The sequence below is a fragment of the Paenibacillus maysiensis genome, assembly GCF_000520815.1.
GTDB classification, from domain to species: Bacteria; Bacillota; Bacilli; order Paenibacillales; family Paenibacillaceae; genus Paenibacillus; species Paenibacillus maysiensis.
This window is the reverse complement of record NZ_ASRY01000043.1, coordinates 1-19514: the sequence shown is the minus strand read 5'-3', so window position 1 is coordinate 19514 and position 19514 is coordinate 1. Positions and strand designations below refer to the sequence as shown.

22 protein-coding genes, 1 pseudogene and 1 riboswitch are annotated in these 19514 nt (G+C 45.9%); of the genes and pseudogenes, 21 read left to right on the top strand and 2 right to left on the bottom strand.

Annotated elements, in window-relative coordinates; all coding sequences use genetic code 11:
• Positions 1 to 184 precede the first annotated feature (184 nt).
• The 12 genes from L696_RS0103215 to L696_RS0103160 all read left to right on the top strand — a co-directional run bounded on the left by L696_RS0103215 (position 185) and on the right by L696_RS0103160 (position 8890).
• A complete protein-coding gene (locus L696_RS0103215) occupies positions 185 to 421 on the top strand; it encodes a hypothetical protein (protein WP_025682365.1) in 237 nt (78 codons plus the stop codon).
• A gap of 33 nt (positions 422 to 454) precedes the next feature.
• Positions 455 to 841, top strand: coding sequence for a spore coat protein (locus L696_RS0103210; RefSeq protein ID WP_025682364.1), 387 nt, complete (start codon positions 455 to 457; stop codon positions 839 to 841).
• A gap of 144 nt (positions 842 to 985) precedes the next feature.
• Positions 986 to 1486: an Lrp/AsnC family transcriptional regulator gene (locus L696_RS0103205; RefSeq protein WP_025682363.1), complete on the top strand. Its 501-nt coding sequence runs from the start codon at positions 986 to 988 to the stop codon at positions 1484 to 1486.
• A 12-nt stretch (positions 1487 to 1498) separates the two neighbouring features.
• Entirely contained in the window at positions 1499 to 2710 is a 1212-nt protein-coding gene (locus L696_RS0103200) for an aminotransferase class I/II-fold pyridoxal phosphate-dependent enzyme (RefSeq protein ID WP_025682362.1), read from the top strand.
• A 114-nt stretch (positions 2711 to 2824) separates the two neighbouring features.
• The gene (locus L696_RS0103195) at positions 2825 to 3031 is read left to right on the top strand and encodes an aspartyl-phosphate phosphatase Spo0E family protein (protein WP_025682361.1); all 207 of its coding nucleotides are present in this window, start codon (positions 2825 to 2827) and stop codon (positions 3029 to 3031) included.
• Positions 3032 to 3133: 102 nt separating this feature from the next.
• Positions 3134 to 3706 carry a type 2 periplasmic-binding domain-containing protein gene (locus L696_RS0103190; RefSeq protein ID WP_025682360.1) on the top strand — a complete coding sequence of 191 codons (573 nt, stop codon included), beginning with the start codon at positions 3134 to 3136 and terminating at the stop codon, positions 3704 to 3706.
• Between the two features lie 17 nt (positions 3707 to 3723).
• On the top strand, positions 3724 to 4287 hold the full coding sequence (locus L696_RS0103185) for a cob(I)yrinic acid a,c-diamide adenosyltransferase (protein ID WP_025682359.1): 564 nt from the start codon (positions 3724 to 3726) through the stop codon (positions 4285 to 4287).
• A gap of 21 nt (positions 4288 to 4308) precedes the next feature.
• Positions 4309 to 5271 (top strand): RluA family pseudouridine synthase, encoded by a 963-nt coding sequence (locus L696_RS0103180; RefSeq protein ID WP_025682358.1) that lies wholly within the window; start codon positions 4309 to 4311, stop codon positions 5269 to 5271.
• 2 nt (positions 5272 to 5273) lie between these two features.
• A complete protein-coding gene (locus L696_RS0103175) occupies positions 5274 to 5639 on the top strand; it encodes an arsenate reductase family protein (RefSeq protein WP_025682357.1) in 366 nt (121 codons plus the stop codon).
• A 73-nt stretch (positions 5640 to 5712) separates the two neighbouring features.
• Positions 5713 to 6609: a 5'-3' exonuclease gene (locus L696_RS0103170; protein ID WP_025682356.1), complete on the top strand. Its 897-nt coding sequence runs from the start codon at positions 5713 to 5715 to the stop codon at positions 6607 to 6609.
• 229 nt (positions 6610 to 6838) lie between these two features.
• Positions 6839 to 7717: an ROK family protein gene (locus L696_RS0103165; protein ID WP_025682355.1), complete on the top strand. Its 879-nt coding sequence runs from the start codon at positions 6839 to 6841 to the stop codon at positions 7715 to 7717.
• 165 nt (positions 7718 to 7882) lie between these two features.
• Positions 7883 to 8890, top strand: a complete 1008-nt coding sequence (locus L696_RS0103160) for an HRDC domain-containing protein (RefSeq protein ID WP_025682354.1) — start codon at positions 7883 to 7885, stop codon at positions 8888 to 8890.
• A gap of 83 nt (positions 8891 to 8973) precedes the next feature.
• Here L696_RS0103160 and corA read toward each other — a convergent pair whose 3' ends face one another.
• A complete protein-coding gene (gene corA / locus L696_RS0103155; protein WP_025682353.1) occupies positions 8974 to 9909 on the bottom strand; it encodes a magnesium/cobalt transporter CorA in 936 nt (311 codons plus the stop codon).
• Positions 9910 to 10464: 555 nt separating this feature from the next.
• Positions 10465 to 10590, top strand: a riboswitch (SAM riboswitch).
• Positions 10591 to 10711: 121 nt separating this feature from the next.
• On the opposite strand from corA, the gene metA reads away from it, so the two are divergent.
• From metA to L696_RS32595, 5 genes are all read left to right on the top strand, one after another.
• Positions 10712 to 11629 (top strand): homoserine O-acetyltransferase MetA, encoded by a 918-nt coding sequence (gene metA / locus L696_RS0103150; protein ID WP_025682352.1) that lies wholly within the window; start codon positions 10712 to 10714, stop codon positions 11627 to 11629.
• Between the two features lie 124 nt (positions 11630 to 11753).
• Entirely contained in the window at positions 11754 to 12938 is a 1185-nt protein-coding gene (locus tag L696_RS0103145; RefSeq protein ID WP_025682351.1) for a PLP-dependent transferase, read from the top strand.
• The gene (locus L696_RS0103140) at positions 12935 to 14113 is read left to right on the top strand and encodes a trans-sulfuration enzyme family protein (protein ID WP_025682350.1); all 1179 of its coding nucleotides are present in this window, start codon (positions 12935 to 12937) and stop codon (positions 14111 to 14113) included. The genes L696_RS0103145 and L696_RS0103140 overlap by 4 nt, the downstream gene beginning before the upstream one ends.
• A 435-nt stretch (positions 14114 to 14548) precedes the next feature.
• Positions 14549 to 15682 (top strand): cyclic dehypoxanthinyl futalosine synthase, encoded by a 1134-nt coding sequence (gene mqnC, locus L696_RS0103135; protein ID WP_025682349.1) that lies wholly within the window; start codon positions 14549 to 14551, stop codon positions 15680 to 15682.
• Positions 15683 to 16277: 595 nt separating this feature from the next.
• Complete coding sequence (locus tag L696_RS32595; RefSeq protein WP_007429455.1) at positions 16278 to 16367, top strand: putative holin-like toxin; 90 nt, start codon at positions 16278 to 16280, stop codon at positions 16365 to 16367.
• Positions 16368 to 16590: 223 nt separating this feature from the next.
• Here the strand turns inward: L696_RS32595 and L696_RS29155 are convergent, their stop codons facing one another.
• Positions 16591 to 16803: a hypothetical protein gene (locus L696_RS29155; RefSeq protein WP_245233276.1), complete on the bottom strand. Its 213-nt coding sequence runs from the start codon at positions 16801 to 16803 to the stop codon at positions 16591 to 16593.
• Positions 16804 to 17013: 210 nt separating this feature from the next.
• Here L696_RS29155 and L696_RS0103120 point away from each other — a divergent pair, with 210 nt between their 5' ends.
• The 4 genes and pseudogenes from L696_RS0103120 to L696_RS28155 form a co-directional block, all read left to right on the top strand.
• Positions 17014 to 17895, top strand: coding sequence for a putative sporulation protein YtxC (locus L696_RS0103120; RefSeq protein ID WP_025682348.1), 882 nt, complete (start codon positions 17014 to 17016; stop codon positions 17893 to 17895).
• A gap of 61 nt (positions 17896 to 17956) precedes the next feature.
• Positions 17957 to 18532 (top strand): 3D domain-containing protein, encoded by a 576-nt coding sequence (locus L696_RS0103115; RefSeq protein WP_025682347.1) that lies wholly within the window; start codon positions 17957 to 17959, stop codon positions 18530 to 18532.
• 84 nt (positions 18533 to 18616) lie between these two features.
• Positions 18617 to 18925, top strand: coding sequence for a hypothetical protein (locus L696_RS0103110; protein ID WP_025682346.1), 309 nt, complete (start codon positions 18617 to 18619; stop codon positions 18923 to 18925).
• 195 nt (positions 18926 to 19120) lie between these two features.
• Positions 19121 to 19514, top strand: a pseudogene (locus tag L696_RS28155) (serine protease); the annotation flags it as partial.

The following is a 19514-nucleotide window of genomic DNA, read 5'->3' as shown; positions in this document are numbered from 1 at the left end:
AAGAATCCCGTGGCAACAGCGATCGTAAGATCAAATGGATCGCGTAGCGTCCTCAGCAAAAGAAACCGCCCCTCACAAAATTGTCAAATTTCAATAAGCTCCGCTCCTCCTAGCATATACATATAATTCCGCCAAACGGACAAGCTAACCAACGTGCAACAAAACATTTAAGGAGGCACAGACCATGCAATCTACGAACATGCAACCTTTGACTGGTAAAGAATTGGAGTATATCGCAGACTCCATTTCCAATGAAAAATTGCTACTCAAGCAATGTGCGGCGACAGCGGCATCCGTTCAGCAGCCTGCTATTCAACAAGCCTGTTTGCAACTCGCTAGAACTCATGAGCACCACCTGAACTTGCTTTCAAATGCTCTCCAACAGCACCAACAGCTTGCTCCTATGCAACCGCAGCAGTAATAAATGCATTAACCATAAAGGAGGTATGACAGGATGTATTCACAGAACAATATGTCATTTATGCCCGAAGAAGATTTGCTCTATACCATTCTTGCTGATATGAAACGTACAGTGCGCGAGTACACAACGGCGACAACAGAATCCAATTGTCCGTCTGTGCGTCAGATGTTCACTGACCTTACGAACGACACATTACGTCTGCAAGGTGATTTGTATCGTCTGATGAGTCAGAACAATATGTACTCCACTCCATCTAAAGCACTGCGCATCGATTTGGACAAACAGATTCAAGAAGCTCGCAAGACCCAACAGGAATGCCAACAGTTCATTCAGCAAAAGTCGTCATCAGCAGGAGTATACGGTCAACCTATGCATCAGCAAGGCCAGCCTACTCACCAAAACAACCCTTACTATATGTAAACGGGACAATCTGCTTTTGAAGCTTTTTCTCACAACAAGCCGTCCGTCTGCCGGGTTTACCGGGGCGGGCGGTTTTTCTTTGCAGGTTTAAAGCGCGTATTGTATGATGTATAGTAATCTCTTTTGATGGAGGCCTTATGTAGAATGACAGAACTGAATGATTTGAAATTAAAAGTGCTGGAATTGTTAAAAGAAGATGCTAGAAGGACGCCGACTCTGCTTGCTACCTTGCTGGGAGTTGCCGAACAGGATGTACGTGCCGCGATTAAAGAGCTTGAAGACCAACATGTGATCGTCAAATACGCCGCTGTGGTCAATTGGGATAAAGTCGACGACGAAAAGGTTACCGCTTTGATTGAGGTGCAGATTACACCGGAGCGGGGAAGAGGGTTTGAAGGCATCGCCGAACGGATTTATTTGTATCCACAAGTTAAATCAGTATATCTCATGTCCGGTGCGTACGACTTGCTAGTGGAAGTCGAAGGACGTAACCTTCGCGAGGTAGCGAACTTTGTATCGGAAAAGCTGTCGCCTATTGATTCGGTCCTGTCTACCAAGACTAATTTTACGCTCAAAAAATACAAACAGGACGGAATTATCTTCGAAGATCATCAGGAAGATAATCGTCTGATGATTTCACCGTAAAGGAAGATCATGATGAATATCAAACCTGAAGCATTGACTGACAGTAATAAAGCCATGAGCTCGTATTTGTCTCCATTGGTGCGCGAGATCCCATCCTCGGGCATCCGTAAGTTTTTTGATCTGGTGGGCGGCAACAAGGATATTATTACTCTCGGGGTAGGCGAACCGGATTTTACAACCCCTTGGCATATGCGGGAAGCCTGCGTCTATTCATTGGAGCGGGGGTTTACCAGCTATACTTCCAACGCGGGAATGCCTGAACTGCGTGAAGCAATTAGTGAATATCTGGATGAGCAATTTGCAGTCCGCTATGATCCAAAAAGTGAAATTATCGTGACGGTGGGCGGCAGCGAAGCGATTGACCTGGCTTTACGTGCGTTAATTGTACCCGGCGACGAAATTCTCGTTCCAGAGCCATGCTACATCTCGTATTCTCCGATCACTTCCATTGGCGGCGGTATTCCCGTAGGAATCGAAACCTTCGCCAAGGATGAATTCAAGCTGACAGCAGAGGCGCTGGAGGCTAAAATCACACCTAAATCCAAGGTGCTGATTTTATGCTATCCGAGCAATCCAACCGGGGCGACCATGACCTATGAGGATTGGCTTCCGATTGCGAAAGTTGTAGAAAAACATGATTTGATCGTCATTTCTGATGAAATTTATGCAGAACTGAATTATGGCGAGAAGCATGTCAGCTTCGCGGCTATGCCGGGCATGATGGATCGCACCATTCTGGTCAGTGGTTTTTCCAAAGCCTTCGCTATGACGGGCTGGCGTATTGGGTATACATGCGGGCATCCTGATTTAATTGCTGCTATGCTTAAAATCCACCAGTATACCGTGATGTGTGCGCCTTCGATGGGTCAGGTAGCGGCTCTTGAGGGGTTGCGCAATGGTTTGGGGGAGAAGGATCGCATGGTGGAAGCTTACAATCAGCGTCGCCGTCTGATGGTTGAGGGGTTCCGGGAAATTGGTCTGGAATGCCACGAGCCGAGAGGGGCTTTTTATGTTTTCCCAAGTATTCAAAGCACAGGGCTGAGCTCGGATGAGTTTGCGCAGCGTCTTTTGGCAGAGGTCAAGGTTGCGGCTGTGCCGGGGAACGTATTCGGTTTGGGGGGCGAAGGATACCTTCGTTGCTCGTATGCGACCTCTGTTGCTCAACTGACGGAAGCATTGGATCGTATTGGTCATTTTGTAGAAAAAGTAAAAAAAGAAGGTTAAAAATTATTTTTTATGGGTAAATCATAGAAAATAGTCTTTTATTTCTAAATTTATATGCTATAATTTGAAATCGAAAGCAGGAAGTTTAATTTTTCAATTGCAGGAGGAATGCTCATGTCATATGTTGGATATAATTCGTCGGTGTCAACTGGATACGACATTTCCCTGGAAGATGAAATTTTATTCCTGCGCAATGAGATGATGCGGACGTTTCAGGAAGAGAAGTCCTTTACCTCTGATCTTGTCATTGAGATCAGTTGCAAGCTCGATTTGAAAATTAACGAATACATGAAGCTGTACGGTTCGGAATGCAAGGTGTAACCGTGTGAAGCCAAGCCGTATATATAGAGAAGGCCGCAGGGCCTTCTTTTTTTGCGTTCACAACTTATGATATATTAGTGGCATGGAAGAGGGGGCGTACATATGAGAGCAGGGCTGAAAAGGCTGTCGCCATGGATCATCGGAATGCTGGTACTCGTGCTGTTGGCGGGATGCGGGGGGCGAGACAAGGACAGTTTCACCATTTTTATCATGGATAAGCAAGGGGATGCTTCAGTTCTTCGTGATGAACTGGCGCAAAAGCTTAAGGATAAACTGGGCGAACAGGCTCCAACCATTGAGATTGCAGTTAGCCCACTGTATAACCAGCAGAAACTGGTCGTTGAATATGCAGCCGGGGAAAACGATCTGTTTATTTTACCGGAAGAGGATATGAAGTTGTATGGACAGAATGGTTCGAATTTGCCTTTAGACGATGCTTTTGACAAGAAAACGTATGCTCGGGGTGTGTTCGAGGGCGGCGTATTTAAGGAGAAAGAGCAGGGGGAAAAAGGAACAGATATGATCAAGGAAACTCATTTGTTCGGGATTCCGGTGGAGCAGATGAAGATGTTCAAGGATGTAAAATATAACTCCAAAACATTATTTGCTACCGTGCCACCGCGTACGAGTAATAAGGAAGAAGCCATTAAGGTATTAAAAGCACTGACGGAATGATAGGGGGATGAGATACCATGGGGATTTATACAAGAACAGGTGATGAGGGACAAACCTCGGTGATCGGCGGTCGGGTGGCCAAGGATGATGACCGTGTGGAGGCATACGGTACGATTGACGAACTGAACAGCTTTGTAGGACAAGCGATCAGCTTTGCCGAAGGGGAAAAGTTTGCGGATATTCGGGCTCAATTGGAGGAAGTACAGCAGGAACTGTTTGATTGCGGCTCGGATTTGGCGTTTGTCAAAATCAACGAAAGCAAATACAAGGTAAAGGATGAACTGGCAGAGCGGCTTGAAGGCTGGATTGACGCATGTCAGGAGGAAAATCCGAAGGTGGAGCGTTTTATTATTCCGGGGGGTAGCACGTTGTCTTCAGCACTTCATGTTTGCCGTACGGTTTGCCGCCGCGCGGAACGTCGTGCTGTCACACTGGGTAAGCATACGGAAATCAATCCTGCGGTACGTCGGTATTTGAACCGTCTGTCCGATTACTTTTTCGTCGTGGCCCGCACCGCGAATGTACGTCAAGGGGTACCGGATGTCGAATATGTGCGCAGCAAAAAAGTGTTTCGCAAATAAGGAGGCAACCGGGAATTTGTGATGAGCTTGTATTATGAACCTATCGTGTATACGATCCCTCCTGAGGAGGAGGGAATGCTGTTGAAGACCATTTTGCAAAAACGTATGAATGTTTCACGCAAGCTGATATCCAAACTTAAGCTGACGGAACAAGGCATTATGCTGAACGGAACACGAGTGTATATCAGCGTAAAGGTACAGTCCGGGGATCGGGTGGAAATTCGTATGGAACGCGAGCGTTCCGATGATATTTTGCCTGAACCGATTCCTTTTGACATTTTATTTGAAGATGAGCATTTATTGGTTGTCAACAAGGCGGCGGGTATGATTGTCCATCCGACTCATGGTCATTACACGGGAACGCTGGCTAACGGGGTTGTGCATTATTGGCAGGCCAAAGGCGAGCTGTTCAGGTTCCGTCCCGTTCATCGTCTCGATCAGGAGACGACGGGTGTCCTTGTGGTGGCTAAAAATCCATATGTACACCAGCATATTTCCGAGCAAATGATTGCGGGGACGGTGGATAAGCGCTACACGGCCCTGGTGCACGGGTGCCCTAATCCACAGGAAGGAAGGGTGGATGGGCCGATTGACCGTAATCCGGATGATCCGCATTTGCGAATGGTGACCCCTGATGGTTATCCGGCCCTTACACTCTATAAGCTGGAGGAAGCCTGGAATGAGGGGAGCCGTATCGGGATCAAGCTGGAATCCGGACGTACACACCAAATCCGGGTACACATGACTTCTATTGGATGTCCGTTGATCGGTGATAAAATGTACCGAAATACGCCTGCTGACGCTGCGCAACGTGAGCGTTATGATCAGCTGGATGCCCAGATGCCCCGACAGGCACTGCATGCCTCAGAGCTGTCCTTGGTGCATCCTGTGACCGGAGAGCAGTTGACGTTATGCGCCCCATTGCCGGACGATATGACCCAGTTGCAGGAGCTGTTAAGAAATCGAAATGGAGGGTTAACATAACGATGAGCCAGTTGAAAGTATACCAGTACTCCAAATGCAGCACTTGTCGCAATGCAGTGAAATGGCTGCAAAGCAAGGGACATGAAACGGAATTGATTCCTATTTTTGAACAACCGCCCGGCCCGGAGGAATTAGCTGATTTAATCAGCAAAAGTGGACTGGAGCTGAAAAAGTTTTTCAATACGAGCGGTGAGGTATATAAGGAGCTAAAGCTGAAGGACAAGCTGGCAGACATGAGCCGTGAAGAGCAAATCTCGCTTTTATCCTCGAATGGAAGATTGATCAAGCGCCCGATTGTAACAGATGGGAACAAAGTAACGGTAGGCTTCAAAGAGGAAACATTTGAGGAAGCATGGAGCGCTCAATAACGCCCAATTTGGCTCCGCGTTATGTTATACTGTTGGGGTTAAAATAATATGATGAATGGGAGCAATACAATCTGTGACACAACGTAATGAACAATCCATAATGCTGGTTGACGGCATGGCTCTGTTATTCCGCGCTTATTATGCAACTGCTGCAAACGGTTATATAAGGCGCACAAAGGCCGGAGTGCCAACGAACGCCATATATGGTTTTATTCGATATTTTTGGGATGCGGTACAAACCTATAATCCGACGCATGTCGTATGCTGCTGGGATATGGGAGGAACGACGTTCCGCGGAGAGCATTTTGCTGCGTACAAGGGGAATCGCGCTGACGCGCCAGATGATTTGATTCCTCAATTTACATTGATCCGTGATGTGATGGATAGCCTCGGCATTCCTAATATTGGAGCTGCAGGCTTTGAAGCGGATGATTGCATCGGTACGCTGGCACGCCACTATACGCAGAATGAGGACATGGATGTAATGATTCTCTCCGGAGATCATGATCTACTCCAATTGGTGGATGAGCGGACACGGGTTATTATTATGAAAAAGGGTCACGGCAATTATATGGTGTATACCCTGGAAACGTTACTGTCTGAAAAAGGGCTCAAACCCCGCCAAGTTGTGGACCTCAAGGGCCTGATGGGCGATGCAAGCGACAATTACCCGGGAGTACGAGGCATTGGTGAAAAGACGGCACTCAAGCTGGTACAGGAATATGACTCCATTGAAGGTATTCTGGAGAATCTGGATCAATTGACGCCAGCAGTACGCAAAAAGATCGAGAGTGATCTGGATATGCTGCATTTGTCACGTAAGCTGGCTGAAATTCACTGTGGTGTACCTGTAGCATGCGCACTGGACAGTTGTCTGTTGACGCTGGATCATGTGCAAATTGTAGACAAGTTTGAGGAGCTTGAAATGAAAAGCCTGTGTACGTTAATGGGTGTGGCAACTGGTTCATAACGAAGCCAGTTTGGCTTCACAGGTACAACTCGGAACTCGTATTACACATATGAGGATGCTGGCGCTTGGTGCGTTAGTGTCCTTTTTTATACACAGTTATGTCAAGGGAGATATATATTGTTGTGAAGGATTATATACAATTGGGATAAGGGGATTGACCTTGGACACGTTTCAGGCGAATATAGGATAGAGAGAACCGGATCATGACCGAGAGGGGACAACAGCAGCTATGACAGTATTGGGAGCAATTGAGGCAGGCGGTACCAAATTTGTATGTGGAATTGGCAACGAACAGGGAGAGGTGCTGGAACGCGTGAGCTTTCCGACAGCCACGCCAGCAGAAACGATGGCGAATGTCGTTGCATTTTTTGAAGGGAAGGGCATTGAAGCGCTGGGCGTAGGGTCGTTTGGGCCGATTGATCCTATCGAAGGCAGTGATACATATGGCTATATTACAACAACGCCAAAGCCGCATTGGGACAATTATAACCTGATCGGCAAACTGAAAGAGCATTTTGACGTACCTATGGGATTTGACACGGATGTGAACGGTGCAGCATTGGGCGAGTCCATCTGGGGGGCGGCTAAGGGGCTGGATAGCTGTCTCTATATTACGATAGGTACAGGTATCGGAGCGGGTGCTCTGGTCGGTGGAAAGCTGATTCATGGATTGTCCCATCCTGAAATGGGCCATATCCTGGTGCGTCGTCATCCGGAAGATACCTATGAAGGGACATGTCCTTATCACGGAGATTGTCTGGAGGGACTGGCAGCGGGGCCTGCGCTTGAAAAAAGATGGAAGGTCAAAGGCCATGAGCTTTCTGTGGATCACCCGGCTTGGGAGATGGAAGCTTATTATCTGGCACAGGCTTTGATGAGCTATGTATTGATTCTTTCACCGCAAAAAATTATTATGGGCGGCGGAGTGATGAAGCAGGAGCAACTGTTCCCACTCGTTCGCGCCGAGTTTCAAAAACTGTTAAACGGGTACGTACAGCATCCGAGTCTGACTACAGAAATTGATCAGTATATCGTGGCCCCAGGCTTGGGAGACAATGCCGGATTGTGCGGCGCTCTTGCTTTGGCAAAGGAAAAGCTGAACAAATGAGAATTACGGGTTGACGACAATCCGAGGTACGGTTATCATATAGGCAACAGCATAGTACGGCTCAAAAAGGGAAGCACCTTTCTTGCAAATACGCGAGATAGGTGCTTTTTTGCGTTTGGCGTTGTACCGGACTGTAACCCAATTATAAGCATGGAGGAAAAAAGCATGGAAATTTTATTTTTAAATCGCTTGTCCAAACGGAATGAACAGGGTCATGAGCAATTTGCCCAGGTATGGATTGGACAACATGATGGGGTATGGAGTGCAGGGTGGAGCACACAACACAGTTTGGATGAAAGCACAGATGATCTGTGGTATGAGGGCAGCTTGTGGCAGGAGTTGCTGCATGTGTACCGTCACGAGCTGGCACTTAAGATGGCAGAGGGCTACAGACCCTTAATCCATGGTGTTTTTCATGAGCAGGAAGGGGCAGCAGGACGTGGGCAAGCATTACAAAAGCTGTATTGTTATAGTGATTTGTTTCCGCGTGATGATGTGTATGAGCAATTGACGATGTGGAGACGACAAAAGGCGGCTACCGAGCGAAAAGCACCTTATTTTATCGCTACCAATCGTCTGCTCCGGTTGATTAGCGTCTATCTTCCCCATACCGAGGAGGAGTTGCTGGAGCTACCAGGGATAGGGCAAGGTAAAATATCTCAATATGGTCAAGAACTGCTGGATATTACGACACAAAATGACCGGACTACCCCATTTCCGCTAAATTGGGTTACAGAGACGTTGGATGAGGAAGTTTTCTTATCATGGCTGTACAAGCAAAAAGAGAGCCAATATAAGCAGGAACTGAATAAATTCAGTCTGACAAAAACCATTATTGAAGGTATTTCAGATGGTCTTGCGTTGGAGCACATTGGACTGAAGGCGGGGTTACATCGTAGAGAAATGATTGAAGCAGTGGAGCATTTGGATCGAGATGGAATCGATATGGAAAAGCTGATCCGTCAGGAACTGGTGAACGTATCTGAGGAAGAGCAGACGGCGATCTGGTCTGCATATGAAGAACTGGGAGATACGCTGCTCAAGCCCGTTATGCTGCGGGTATATGGTGAGGAACAGGCCGCAGAAACGGGGCTGGATCAAGTTTATGAGCGGCTGCGTCTGATTCGTATCCGTTTTCGCCATCAGGTGGCATCAGATCGACATGCGGGATAACATCGCGCAAATATAAAATAATCACACAAAAAAAGCAGTAGCTATATCCTGTGAGGATACGCTACTGCTTCAACCTTTTCTTTTCAAACCCAATCCTTCTTGCGGAAAATACAGAACATGCTAACCCCCAGCGCCACCATAATACCAATGACGACAAAATAACCATAACGCGTATGAAGCTCAGGCATATTATCAAAGTTCATACCATAAATTCCGGTAATCACCGTCAACGGCATAAATACGGTTGTAATCGCTGTAAACACGCGCATGATTTCATTCGCACGGTTAGCGATACTGGATTGATAAGCTTCTCGAAGGTTACCCATTAGATCGCGGTAAGTTTCGAAAGTCTCCGAAATTTTCACGGCATTTTCATAAATGTCGCTAAAATATTTTTGCAATTGATCGTCGATCAGCCGTAGATCCCGTTTGTTCAACGTATTGATGACTTCTTTTTGTGGACCAAGCACTTTTTTCAGCCACAGAATCTCACTGCGTAAGCCGATAATTTCATTCAAATGCGATTTTTTTGTATGCATCAGAATGTCTTCTTCCAGCTTCTCAATGCGAACCTCAATCCGGTCACCAACCAGAAAATAGTTGTCAACGATCAAGTCGACCAACAGATACATAAAACGGTCAGGCTGGCTGACCTCCTGCTCCCACAACATAGGCTTGAGGGTGCGTAGCTCATTGATTTTCTGCTTGGTCACCGTAATGATGAAATGGCGGCCGAGAAAAATGTTCAAAGCACGTAAAAATATTTCTTCATCATCAAAACGAATGCTGTTTACAACGATAAAATAATGGCTTTCGTAAATTTCAATCTTCGGGCGCTGCTCTTCTTCACTCAAACAGTCCTCTACTGCGAGATCATGCATGGAGAATAAAGGCTGGAGCACTGCCAGATCATCGACATCGGCATCAATCCAATAAAAGCCTTCTGCTGGCGGAGTAAGCGCCATTTCAATTTCTTCGACAGGGGTAAAAACCCCGTTGTTTACCAAACGGATTTTCATATATGTCACTCCTTATGCTCCGTCGAAACGGAAAATACGTGTACCTCAAGCATAAGGAATGGACTCAGTTAGCCTGTTAGCCGGATCGAGTAAGCGGCATCCCCATCAAAAGCCAGAGGCTTTTGGAGCATGCAGAGCCTGGCGTCCCGTCTTTCGGCAAGCTGAAGTCATTCCTATGCTGTTGTTCAGGGATCGCCGCCTATTCGGACTCGGGTCGCCTTCCATTCCGGATTCACCTCACAAGTGTTCTTTTTTAGGTTGCCACAGTACCGCAGAAAGCACTATAAATCTGCACGACTGCTTTATATTTTCGGCCTATAGCACTTGTATAGTATAACGCTCGGCCTACAGCCTTTCAAGCGCAAAATCATGGGCTAAATCAACAGTAGTGACAAGAGCTTCAGCGATAGGGTAATGTATGATTTAACATATGGAAATATAAGACGAAGTGTGAATGCAGGGCACAAAATTACAAGTCTTATCTTGACGAAGCACAGCGGATGCATTAAAGTGAACAACAAGAACATTTTATGAACCCAAAATGAATATAGCGAAATCTTATCAAGAGCAGGTGGAGGGACTAGCCCGATGATACCCGGCAACCGGCGATTTTAATCGCACGGTGCTAATTCTTGCAGGACGCGCGCTTTTTACAAAGAGCGATGCCCTGACAGATGAGAGAGGCGCATATGGATACAAATATGACCTTTCTCGTAACCGAGGAAGGTCTTTTTATTATATGCCCGGCATCTCAACATGACGATTTTCGCAAAAAACTTCACCGAACAAGGAGTGAGTTTACATGCCGATTAAAATTCCGGATACACTACCTGCCAAGGAAGTGCTGGAGGGCGAAAATATTTTCGTAATGGATGAAAGCCTGGCCTATCATCAGGATATTCGTCCGTTGCGCATCGCCATTTTGAATTTGATGCCTACCAAAGAAACGACGGAAACTCAACTGTTGCGTCTGGTCGGCAATACCCCACTTCAAGTGGACGTTACGCTGGTACACATGAAGTCGCATGTATCTAAAAATACATCGCAGGAATATTTGAACATGTTTTATAAAACGTTTGACGAGATCAGAAACAGCCGCTTTGACGGCATGGTGATTACGGGAGCACCCGTTGAACAGCTTGAGTTTGAAGATGTGAACTACTGGGAGGAAATCCGGCGAATTTTTGAATGGACGAAAACGAATGTAACTTCGACCATGCATATCTGTTGGGCCTCGCAGGCGGGTCTGTTTCATCATTTCGGCGTTCCCAAATACAGACTTGATTACAAATGCTTTGGCGTTTTTTCACATAGCGTTAATAAACCTAAAGTGAAGTTGCTACGCGGTTTTGATGAATTGTTTTATGCACCTCATTCCCGGCATACAGAGGTTCGGCGCGAAGATATTGAGCATATTGCCGAACTGGAGCTTTTATCCGAATCTGAGGAAGCCGGAGTGTATCTGGTAGCTACACGTGATGGCAAACAAATCTTTGTGACAGGGCATTCCGAATACGATCCACTTTCTCTGAAATGGGAATACGATCGTGATGTCGCCAAAGGGATGGATATTGAAGTGCCAAAGAATTATTTTCCCAACAATGACCCTGAGCGTACACCGTCCTCAACCTGGCGTGCGCATGCCAATTTATTATTTTCAAATTGGCTCAACTATTATGTATACCAAGAAACCCCTTTCGATATCGGGTCCCAGATTTAAAAAGGGGCTTAACGTTTATATCTACGCAGTACCACCTTGCAGCAGCGCAGCAGTATAGATATGATAATCCTATTTTGCAGCATATGTTACAGCACCTATTATGGGAGCGGACAGGAGGAAACATATGAGTGAGAAACAGTGGAAAATCGAAAGCAGGTTAGCACAGATTGGTTCAATCGAAGAGCCGATAACCGGAGCAGTGAATTTTCCAATTTATCAGTCTACAGCGTTTCGCCATCCCCGTCTAGGACAAAGCACAGGTTTTGATTACATTCGGACGATCAATCCGACACGTAAAGTACTGGAAGAGGCGTCCGCTGCACTGGAATCCGGTGATGCAGGCTTTGCATGCAGTTCAGGTATGGCGGCGCTGCAAACGGTATTTGCCCTGTTTGGACAAGGAGATCATCTGATTGTATCGCTGGATCTGTATGGAGGCACATATCGCCTGCTGGAACGTATTTTATCCAGATTCGGCGTGACGGCGAGCTATGTGGATACGAATGATCTTGAAGCCATCGAGCAGTCATGTCGACCAAATACAAAAGCAGTATTCATAGAAACGCCTACGAATCCATTAATGATGATTACGGATATTCGGGCTGTAGCTGAATGGGCGTCACAACGTCAGTTGCTTACTATTGTAGATAATACGCTGTTAACACCATATTTCCAGCGTCCTTTGGAGCTGGGTGCCGATATTGTGGTACATAGCGCAACCAAGTATCTGGGCGGACACAATGATGTACTGGCAGGCTTGATCGTAACCAAGGGTAAAGAGCTGTCAGCCGAAATTTCCTTCCTGCATAATTCCATTGGGGCTGTACTTTCTCCGAGCGATAGCTATCAGTTGATGAAGGGCATGAAAACATTGGCGCTGCGTATGGATCGGCATGAGCATAATGCGACAGTGCTGGCCAATTATCTGCTGACGCATCCAGCGGTGGCTGAGGTGTTTTATCCAGGGCTTGAGGGTCACCCAGGTCGTGAGATTCAAAACAAACAATCCAGTGGCAACACGGGTATTTTCTCTTTTAAAGTAAAAGATGCCCGTTATGTGGAGCCCTTGCTTCGAAACATTAAGCTTATTGCTTTTGCAGAAAGTCTAGGCGGTGTGGAATCGTTAATGACTTATCCTGCTGTACAGACACATGCCGATATACCGGCTGAGATTCGGGATGCGGTCGGGGTGGATGATCGGTTGCTGCGCTTCTCCGTCGGTATTGAACATACGGATGATTTAATTGAAGATTTGCGTTCAGCGTTGGAAGCGGCACGTCAAGAAATCGAAGGTGGGGAACAGCAATGATTGAGGACGTGCGGAAAATCGGGCAGGTAACGGAAAAAGAACGGAAGTTTGCTACCAAGCTGCTGCATTTTGGCTCTGAAATTGATAGTGTTACGGGTGCGTCTAGCGTACCGATTTATCAGGCGTCCACCTTTCACCATCACGATATTTTCGATCCTCCGCTGCATGATTACAGCCGTTCCGGCAATCCGACACGGCAAGCTTTGGAGGACTACATCGCCTTACTGGAGGGAGGAGCGAGAGGTTTTGCCTTTGCATCGGGCATGGCGGCTATATCCAGTACATTTATGCTGTTGTCTGCTGGGGACCATGTCATTGTTTCGGAAGATGTATATGGAGGGACCTACCGCCTGCTGACTTCTATTTTAAAACGGATGAATATCGAAACCACTTTCGTCGATATGACGGACATCAACCTTGTGAAAGAAGCGTTGCAGGAAAATACGAAGGCTGTATATATGGAGACACCTTCCAACCCAACCCTCAAAATCACCGATGTGGCAGGGATAACGGCTTGGGCCCAGGAGAAAGGGCTTCTGACGCTGCTGGATAACACATTCATGACACCCTATTATCAACGTCCGATTGAGCAAGGTGTCGATATCGTGCTACACAGCGCAACCAAATTTCTCGGCGGGCACAGCGATGTACTCGCAGGACTTGCGGTGGCACGTACGGAGTCGTTGGGCAGACAAATCAAGCAGCTTCAAAATGGACTCGGAACCGTATTGGCCCCACAGGAGTCGTGGTTGCTTATGCGCGGGATGAAGACACTGAAAGCACGTATGGCTCACAGTGAGAAGAGTGCGGCGAAGCTGGCCAACTGGCTGAACGAGCGAAGTGACATTGAGGCGGTATACTATCCGGGCCTGGAAAATCATCCGGGGCGTGCCGTACATGAGAGCCAATCCAGTGGATACGGTGCGGTTATCTCGTTTGATGTAGGTTCCGGTGAGCGTGCAAAAGAGGTTCTCAATCGCATACAAATCCCGATTGTAGCGGTAAGTCTGGGAGCTGTGGAAAGTATCTTGTCGTATCCGGCAATGATGTCACATGCGGCAATGCCACACAGTGTACGTCTGGAGCGGGGGATCACGGATGGTCTGCTGCGTTTCTCCGTAGGTCTGGAGGATATTGACGATCTGATCAGTGATCTAAATGAGGCTCTTCGCTAAAAATTAGCATATGGGGAGAGAATATCCCGTTTTTCACACAGGAATCGAAGATGTATTAGAACAACAGCAAGCTCCAGCTCAATAGGAGACTTGCTGTTTTACGTATGTATGACTTGGAGGACAAGGCGAATGGGGCACGCTTTGCAATCACCTGTTCTCAATTATTGGTTACGTTTATCATGGAGTTATAGCCTGTTCGTTGCATCATTCACTGGGTTAAAAAGCAGAAAGAAACGGGAATAAGTATGGTTCCTTACCTAAAGATATGTTAGTATTATCATTAGGTTTTACTATGCTATATAGCACAGACAAATACAAAGCCAGTCATGAACACATATAATACGACAGGGTTCGAACGCAGGTTTGTGAAATCATTCTCGTTCATAAGTCCTGTCTTTCATTTCGTCCCCCTGTGAAAGCGAAGGAGGATACACCATGAGTGTAATCGACCATATTTTAGATAAAGCTTTGCGCGGCGAACGCCTGAATTTAGAGGACACCGTTGCTTTGTTCGAGTCAGACGAGGTAGAAAAGATCGGTCACGCAGCGAACAAAGTGATGAACCGTATGCATCCTGATCCGATCAAAACCTTCGTCATCGGACGAAATATTAACTATACGAACGTCTGTGACGTATATTGCCGCTTTTGCGCTTTTTACCGCAGACCGGGTTCAGATGAAGGCTATGTCCTGCCCGATGAAGTGATTTTCCAGAAAATCAAGGAAACGCAGGAAGTAGGAGGCACTGAAATTTTGATGCAAGGTGGAGTGAATCCTAACCTGCCGTTCAGTTATTATACCGATTTGCTAAAAGCGATCAAGGAGCGTTTTCCCGATATTACGATGCACTCCTTTTCGCCGGCTGAAATTCATAAGATGAAGGAAAAATCCGGCTTGTCCATGGAAGATACGATGCGAGCCATTCATGAAGCCGGATTGGATTCCTTGCCAGGCGGCGGCGGAGAAATTCTGGATGACCGCACACGCCGCAAAATCAGCCGTCTCAAAGGCTCGTGGCGGGATTGGATGGACGTGATGCAGACAGCCCATAAGGTTGGTATGAACACGACGGCCACGATGGTTATCGGCTTTGGCGAGTTGATGGAGGAGCGTGCGTTGCATTTACTGCGTGTTCGTGATGCCCAGGACGAATGCATTGAAAATAAATATGATTCCGAAGGCTTCCTGGCCTTTATTCCATGGACCTTCCAACCGGATAACACGAACCTGAAAAAAGAACGCCAAACGCCGGAGGAATATTTGAAGACTGTTGCAATCAGCCGCCTTGTACTGGATAACATCAAGCATATTCAGTCCTCGTGGGTAACGATGGGACCAGAAATCGGCAAAAAATCACTGTACTATGGTTGCGACGACTTCGGTAGTACGATGATTGAGGAAAACGTCGTTTCTGCTGCAGGCGCAACGTACAAAGTCAATATCGAGTCCATTTTACAGCTGATCCGCGAAACGGGGCACATTCCGGCACAACGCAATACCCGCTATGATATTATTCGTACCTTTGACGGTGCCAGCAGCATCGAACATGATTTTATCATGCAAAATTAGGAATACTTTCGTTAATGTATCGTAATCACTACAAAACGCTTATCTATCATTAATCCGTGTAGAGGGATTAGTATAGGTAAGCGTTTTTAAATGTGTTTATAATTACAGATTCCCTAAACCGCAAATGGAGCATTATCGGAATTAATGTCTCTGATGCTATTCAAGTATTTGAACAAGGGAACGGCAATGTGTGGACACATATTATTGAGCCAGAACCGTTTAATTCTTATCTGACGATTAACGATTTAATCAATATACTCAATCTTGGCCCAGATGTTCGTGATATTCGCAATACTTTACAAATCATGCTGAATAATGTCGAACGGCGCAATGCATTCCTTAAATCGAATTGTAAATGTTAATGCTCAAGATATATCCATTTTGCTCATAAAATGAAGAACGATTATCTTAAGTATGATCAACTTTCCAACGAGGATTTTATAAAATTGTATGCAGTTAATCGAAGGGTACTAATCTCAAATTCAGACTTAAAACAGGCGTTTTTCTTCCTCTAAATAATATCTATATGGTATAATATCCCTTAACAACAGAATGGCTTAGATGGGCGGTTGGCTAGTCTCCTGCAAAGGAGGTGATGCCTGTGGAGGTTAAAGATACGCTGATGTTGATGATTCAATTTGCAACGTTAGTGATCTTGATTATTTCCTTCAACAAAAAGAAATAGACCGCCCTCTCCAAAGGTAAACGGTCTATTTCGATCGACAAATCTTTGAACAGCCACCGCCCTTATAAGCGGCTGTTGCTAAAGAGTAAGGATGCTACAACATCCTTACTCTTTTTTAGTGTATACATCTTAGCTATATTTTATCACATCGCCAACCAGCATGACAATGGAGTAAAGGCGTATTACGGTAAATATACTTGGCTTTGCTATACTTCCCATCGCTTCATATACATAATCTCTGCGCTGGTTTGGAGTGATGCTCCAGCCCATGAGAGTCCGTTTCCAACGAAGAAGTTTCTACAATCGGCATGAGAGAAGATCCCACAGTAAACTGGAGGGATTGAGTAGTATCTTCCGCATGAAACGTCACAGGAAGGGACAAAATCTGAACGAGGCTCAATATGACAATCATGAGTGTACGCAGCATGTTCAGCATCGTTGACTATAACCTCAACATACCCAAGCCTAAATATTCAAACGTCTTCTGGTTCTGTCCTGAGTCGCAGCCATTCTGCATAACACCGAACCCTTCTCTTTGAACCCGATTATTCTCATTTTACGCTGTATCCTGTTTCCAGTCGTTCACTTCGTATAACCCTTTCGAGCCCGCCATATACTGTAATCAGTGATCGAAAGGAGTGAGCCAATGGAACTGTTTACAGTGTGGACCCATACAGACGGAAATCAGGAAAGCGACCGTTTTTATCAGGTGGTCAAGAGTAGAAACAAAGGACTACATATGTCACGGCGCGGATTTCGATTCACTTTCAGACAACTCGAAAACAAAGTGGCATGGACCTGCAAGGGGACAGAGAGCAATCCGGCGTTTGAAAGCTTTCTCCCCTGTGTATACAGCATCATGGCTTCCGCGATAGCGGATTATATCATCGAAGTCAAGGAATGGGGAATGCTTGATCTGATCCTCGCCAAAGCCTGCTCGCTGCTGGAGGAAGAGGATACAGAGCGGGTTCGCAGCATGGTGCATTCTTTGTTAAAGGACGATGGCCCAAGAGGGTGTAGGAAGCGTCACGGCAAACTGGCGGCTTTACTGGAAAAGGATTTTATAGAGCTGCGAGTGATTAACCTGGAAGGTCTTATTCAATTCAGATTAAACGCATACAAAAAAGAGCTTGAGGAAATCGTCGACTATGCCATGGAAGAGTTTTGGGCGGATCGGCAGTATGAAGAATTTATGGGATTGCTCAAGTACTTTGTGTTTTTTCAGGAAAGTAAAGTTCCACTGGTGCATGTGCTTCATCAGGGTGGACATGATTTTACCATCCTCGATAGCTCCATGGTGCCGATACCGACACCCGATGGAGATGACATTATTGTGGAGATGCCGGGGATTGAACTGGAAATGGAGGTCGAGGATCGAATCGTGAGTACCCTTATTTCGATTTCTCCTGCTTCCATTATATTACACACAGACGACGAGCACACCCCCATTGTACGCACGCTCCTGCATATTTTTGAAGATAAAGTGAAGCTGAGCAGACTTTATCCAGGTCAGGATGTTCAAAAATAATAATCTGTTCGTATAAACCAATGGATTTCTGGAAAGCCTTTGCCTCAAGGGGAGGTTTTTTATGAGATCCATGTTGGTATGGAAACGGATTTTGGGAACCGTGCTAATCGCAACCTGTCTGGTATTGCCCGGCAATGAAGTTTACGGTCACAAAGAACCGGTCCAGCATAAGAAATGGCAATCCACACCTGTTTTAGCTCCACGCGAAGAGCAGGTTATTACGACCATGACGGTCACGGCAACAGGATATACAGCAGGCTATGAATCCACTGGCAAACGGCCAAGTCATCCCGGTTACGGTATTACGTATTCCGGTGTAAAAGTGCGTCGTGACAAGAACACACTGTCCACCATTGCGGCTGATCCCAAAACGTTTCCTTTGGGCAGCATTTTGTACATTCCAGGATATGGCTACGGGATTGTAGCAGATACAGGTTCAGCAATTAAGGGCAATAAAATTGATTTGTATTTTAAAACAACCCGGCAGGTGTATTCTGAATGGGGCAAGAAAGATGTGGATGTTCAAATTATAAAAAAAGGGAACGGAAAATGTACGGAAAAGATGGTGAAATCGCTCCAAAAGGCGATAGAAACGCATAAATCCATTCCGACCGCGACGCTGGATGCTTCCATATAATCCTTGCATATTGTCCTTTCTGACTTCACATACTATGTTGCGGGATGAGCTTATCCCGCAAAACATACTGGGAGGTTGAGAATTATGCCAAATCAAGGCGGAAGTTCTTTCATGAACAAAGGCTTCAAGGCAAGCACAGGAAATCAGTTCAAAGCGGAATTTGCACAAGACAATACGGTAGGTGTCGTTTCACAAAAGGTAAAGCAGTCTGAACAAAATAAAATTCAAGACAACTTCCAGACACCAAATGAGAAGTATGATGAAGAATTTGCAACAGATCAAGGCGGTACAGGTGCAGTAGCACAAAAGGTACAAAACTCCAGTCGCAGCAAAATTCAAAACAATGCTCAAACACCGAATGAAAAATTTGACGAAAACTTTAACACGAAATAAAAAAGCATATACGATTGGCAATGCTCCGGATTCTTATTCGGGGCATTTCGTGTTTGAACAAGGGGTCAGCGAGTTGGGGTTAAAGGTTTTATCTCCTTTTTAATTGTTTTTAAGGTGGAATTAAGGTTTAAAGTGCAAAATAAAGTCAGCTAAACAACACCACCTTGAAGCATAGGGTTTGGGAGGAGATATACAATGGACGAATTTAAAAATAATAATTCCGGACGCCGGGATGACAACGATCAGGTTGAATCCGATAAAACAACTCGGCGAAATGATTCAAATTCCTCATATTACTATTCGTACGGTCCCTTTTCTTCAGTTCAATCAGATGGACAACGCAAGGATGGGAAGCTTGTAGAGAAGGACGTTGAGATTACGCCACCGCAGGCGGTAAGGCCACTTCCTTCCTCATACCATCGTGCCGAGGCTGAGCAACAACAAGACGGCTCGGGTCGGAATAGCGGTAACTGGCAATTTAAACAGAACAAGCCCAAGTCTCAGGTAAAGACGATTTTCCTATCTTTTTTGGCCGGGATGCTGGTTATAACTGTTTTGATGTATACAGCCGACCGCACCAATATGTTTA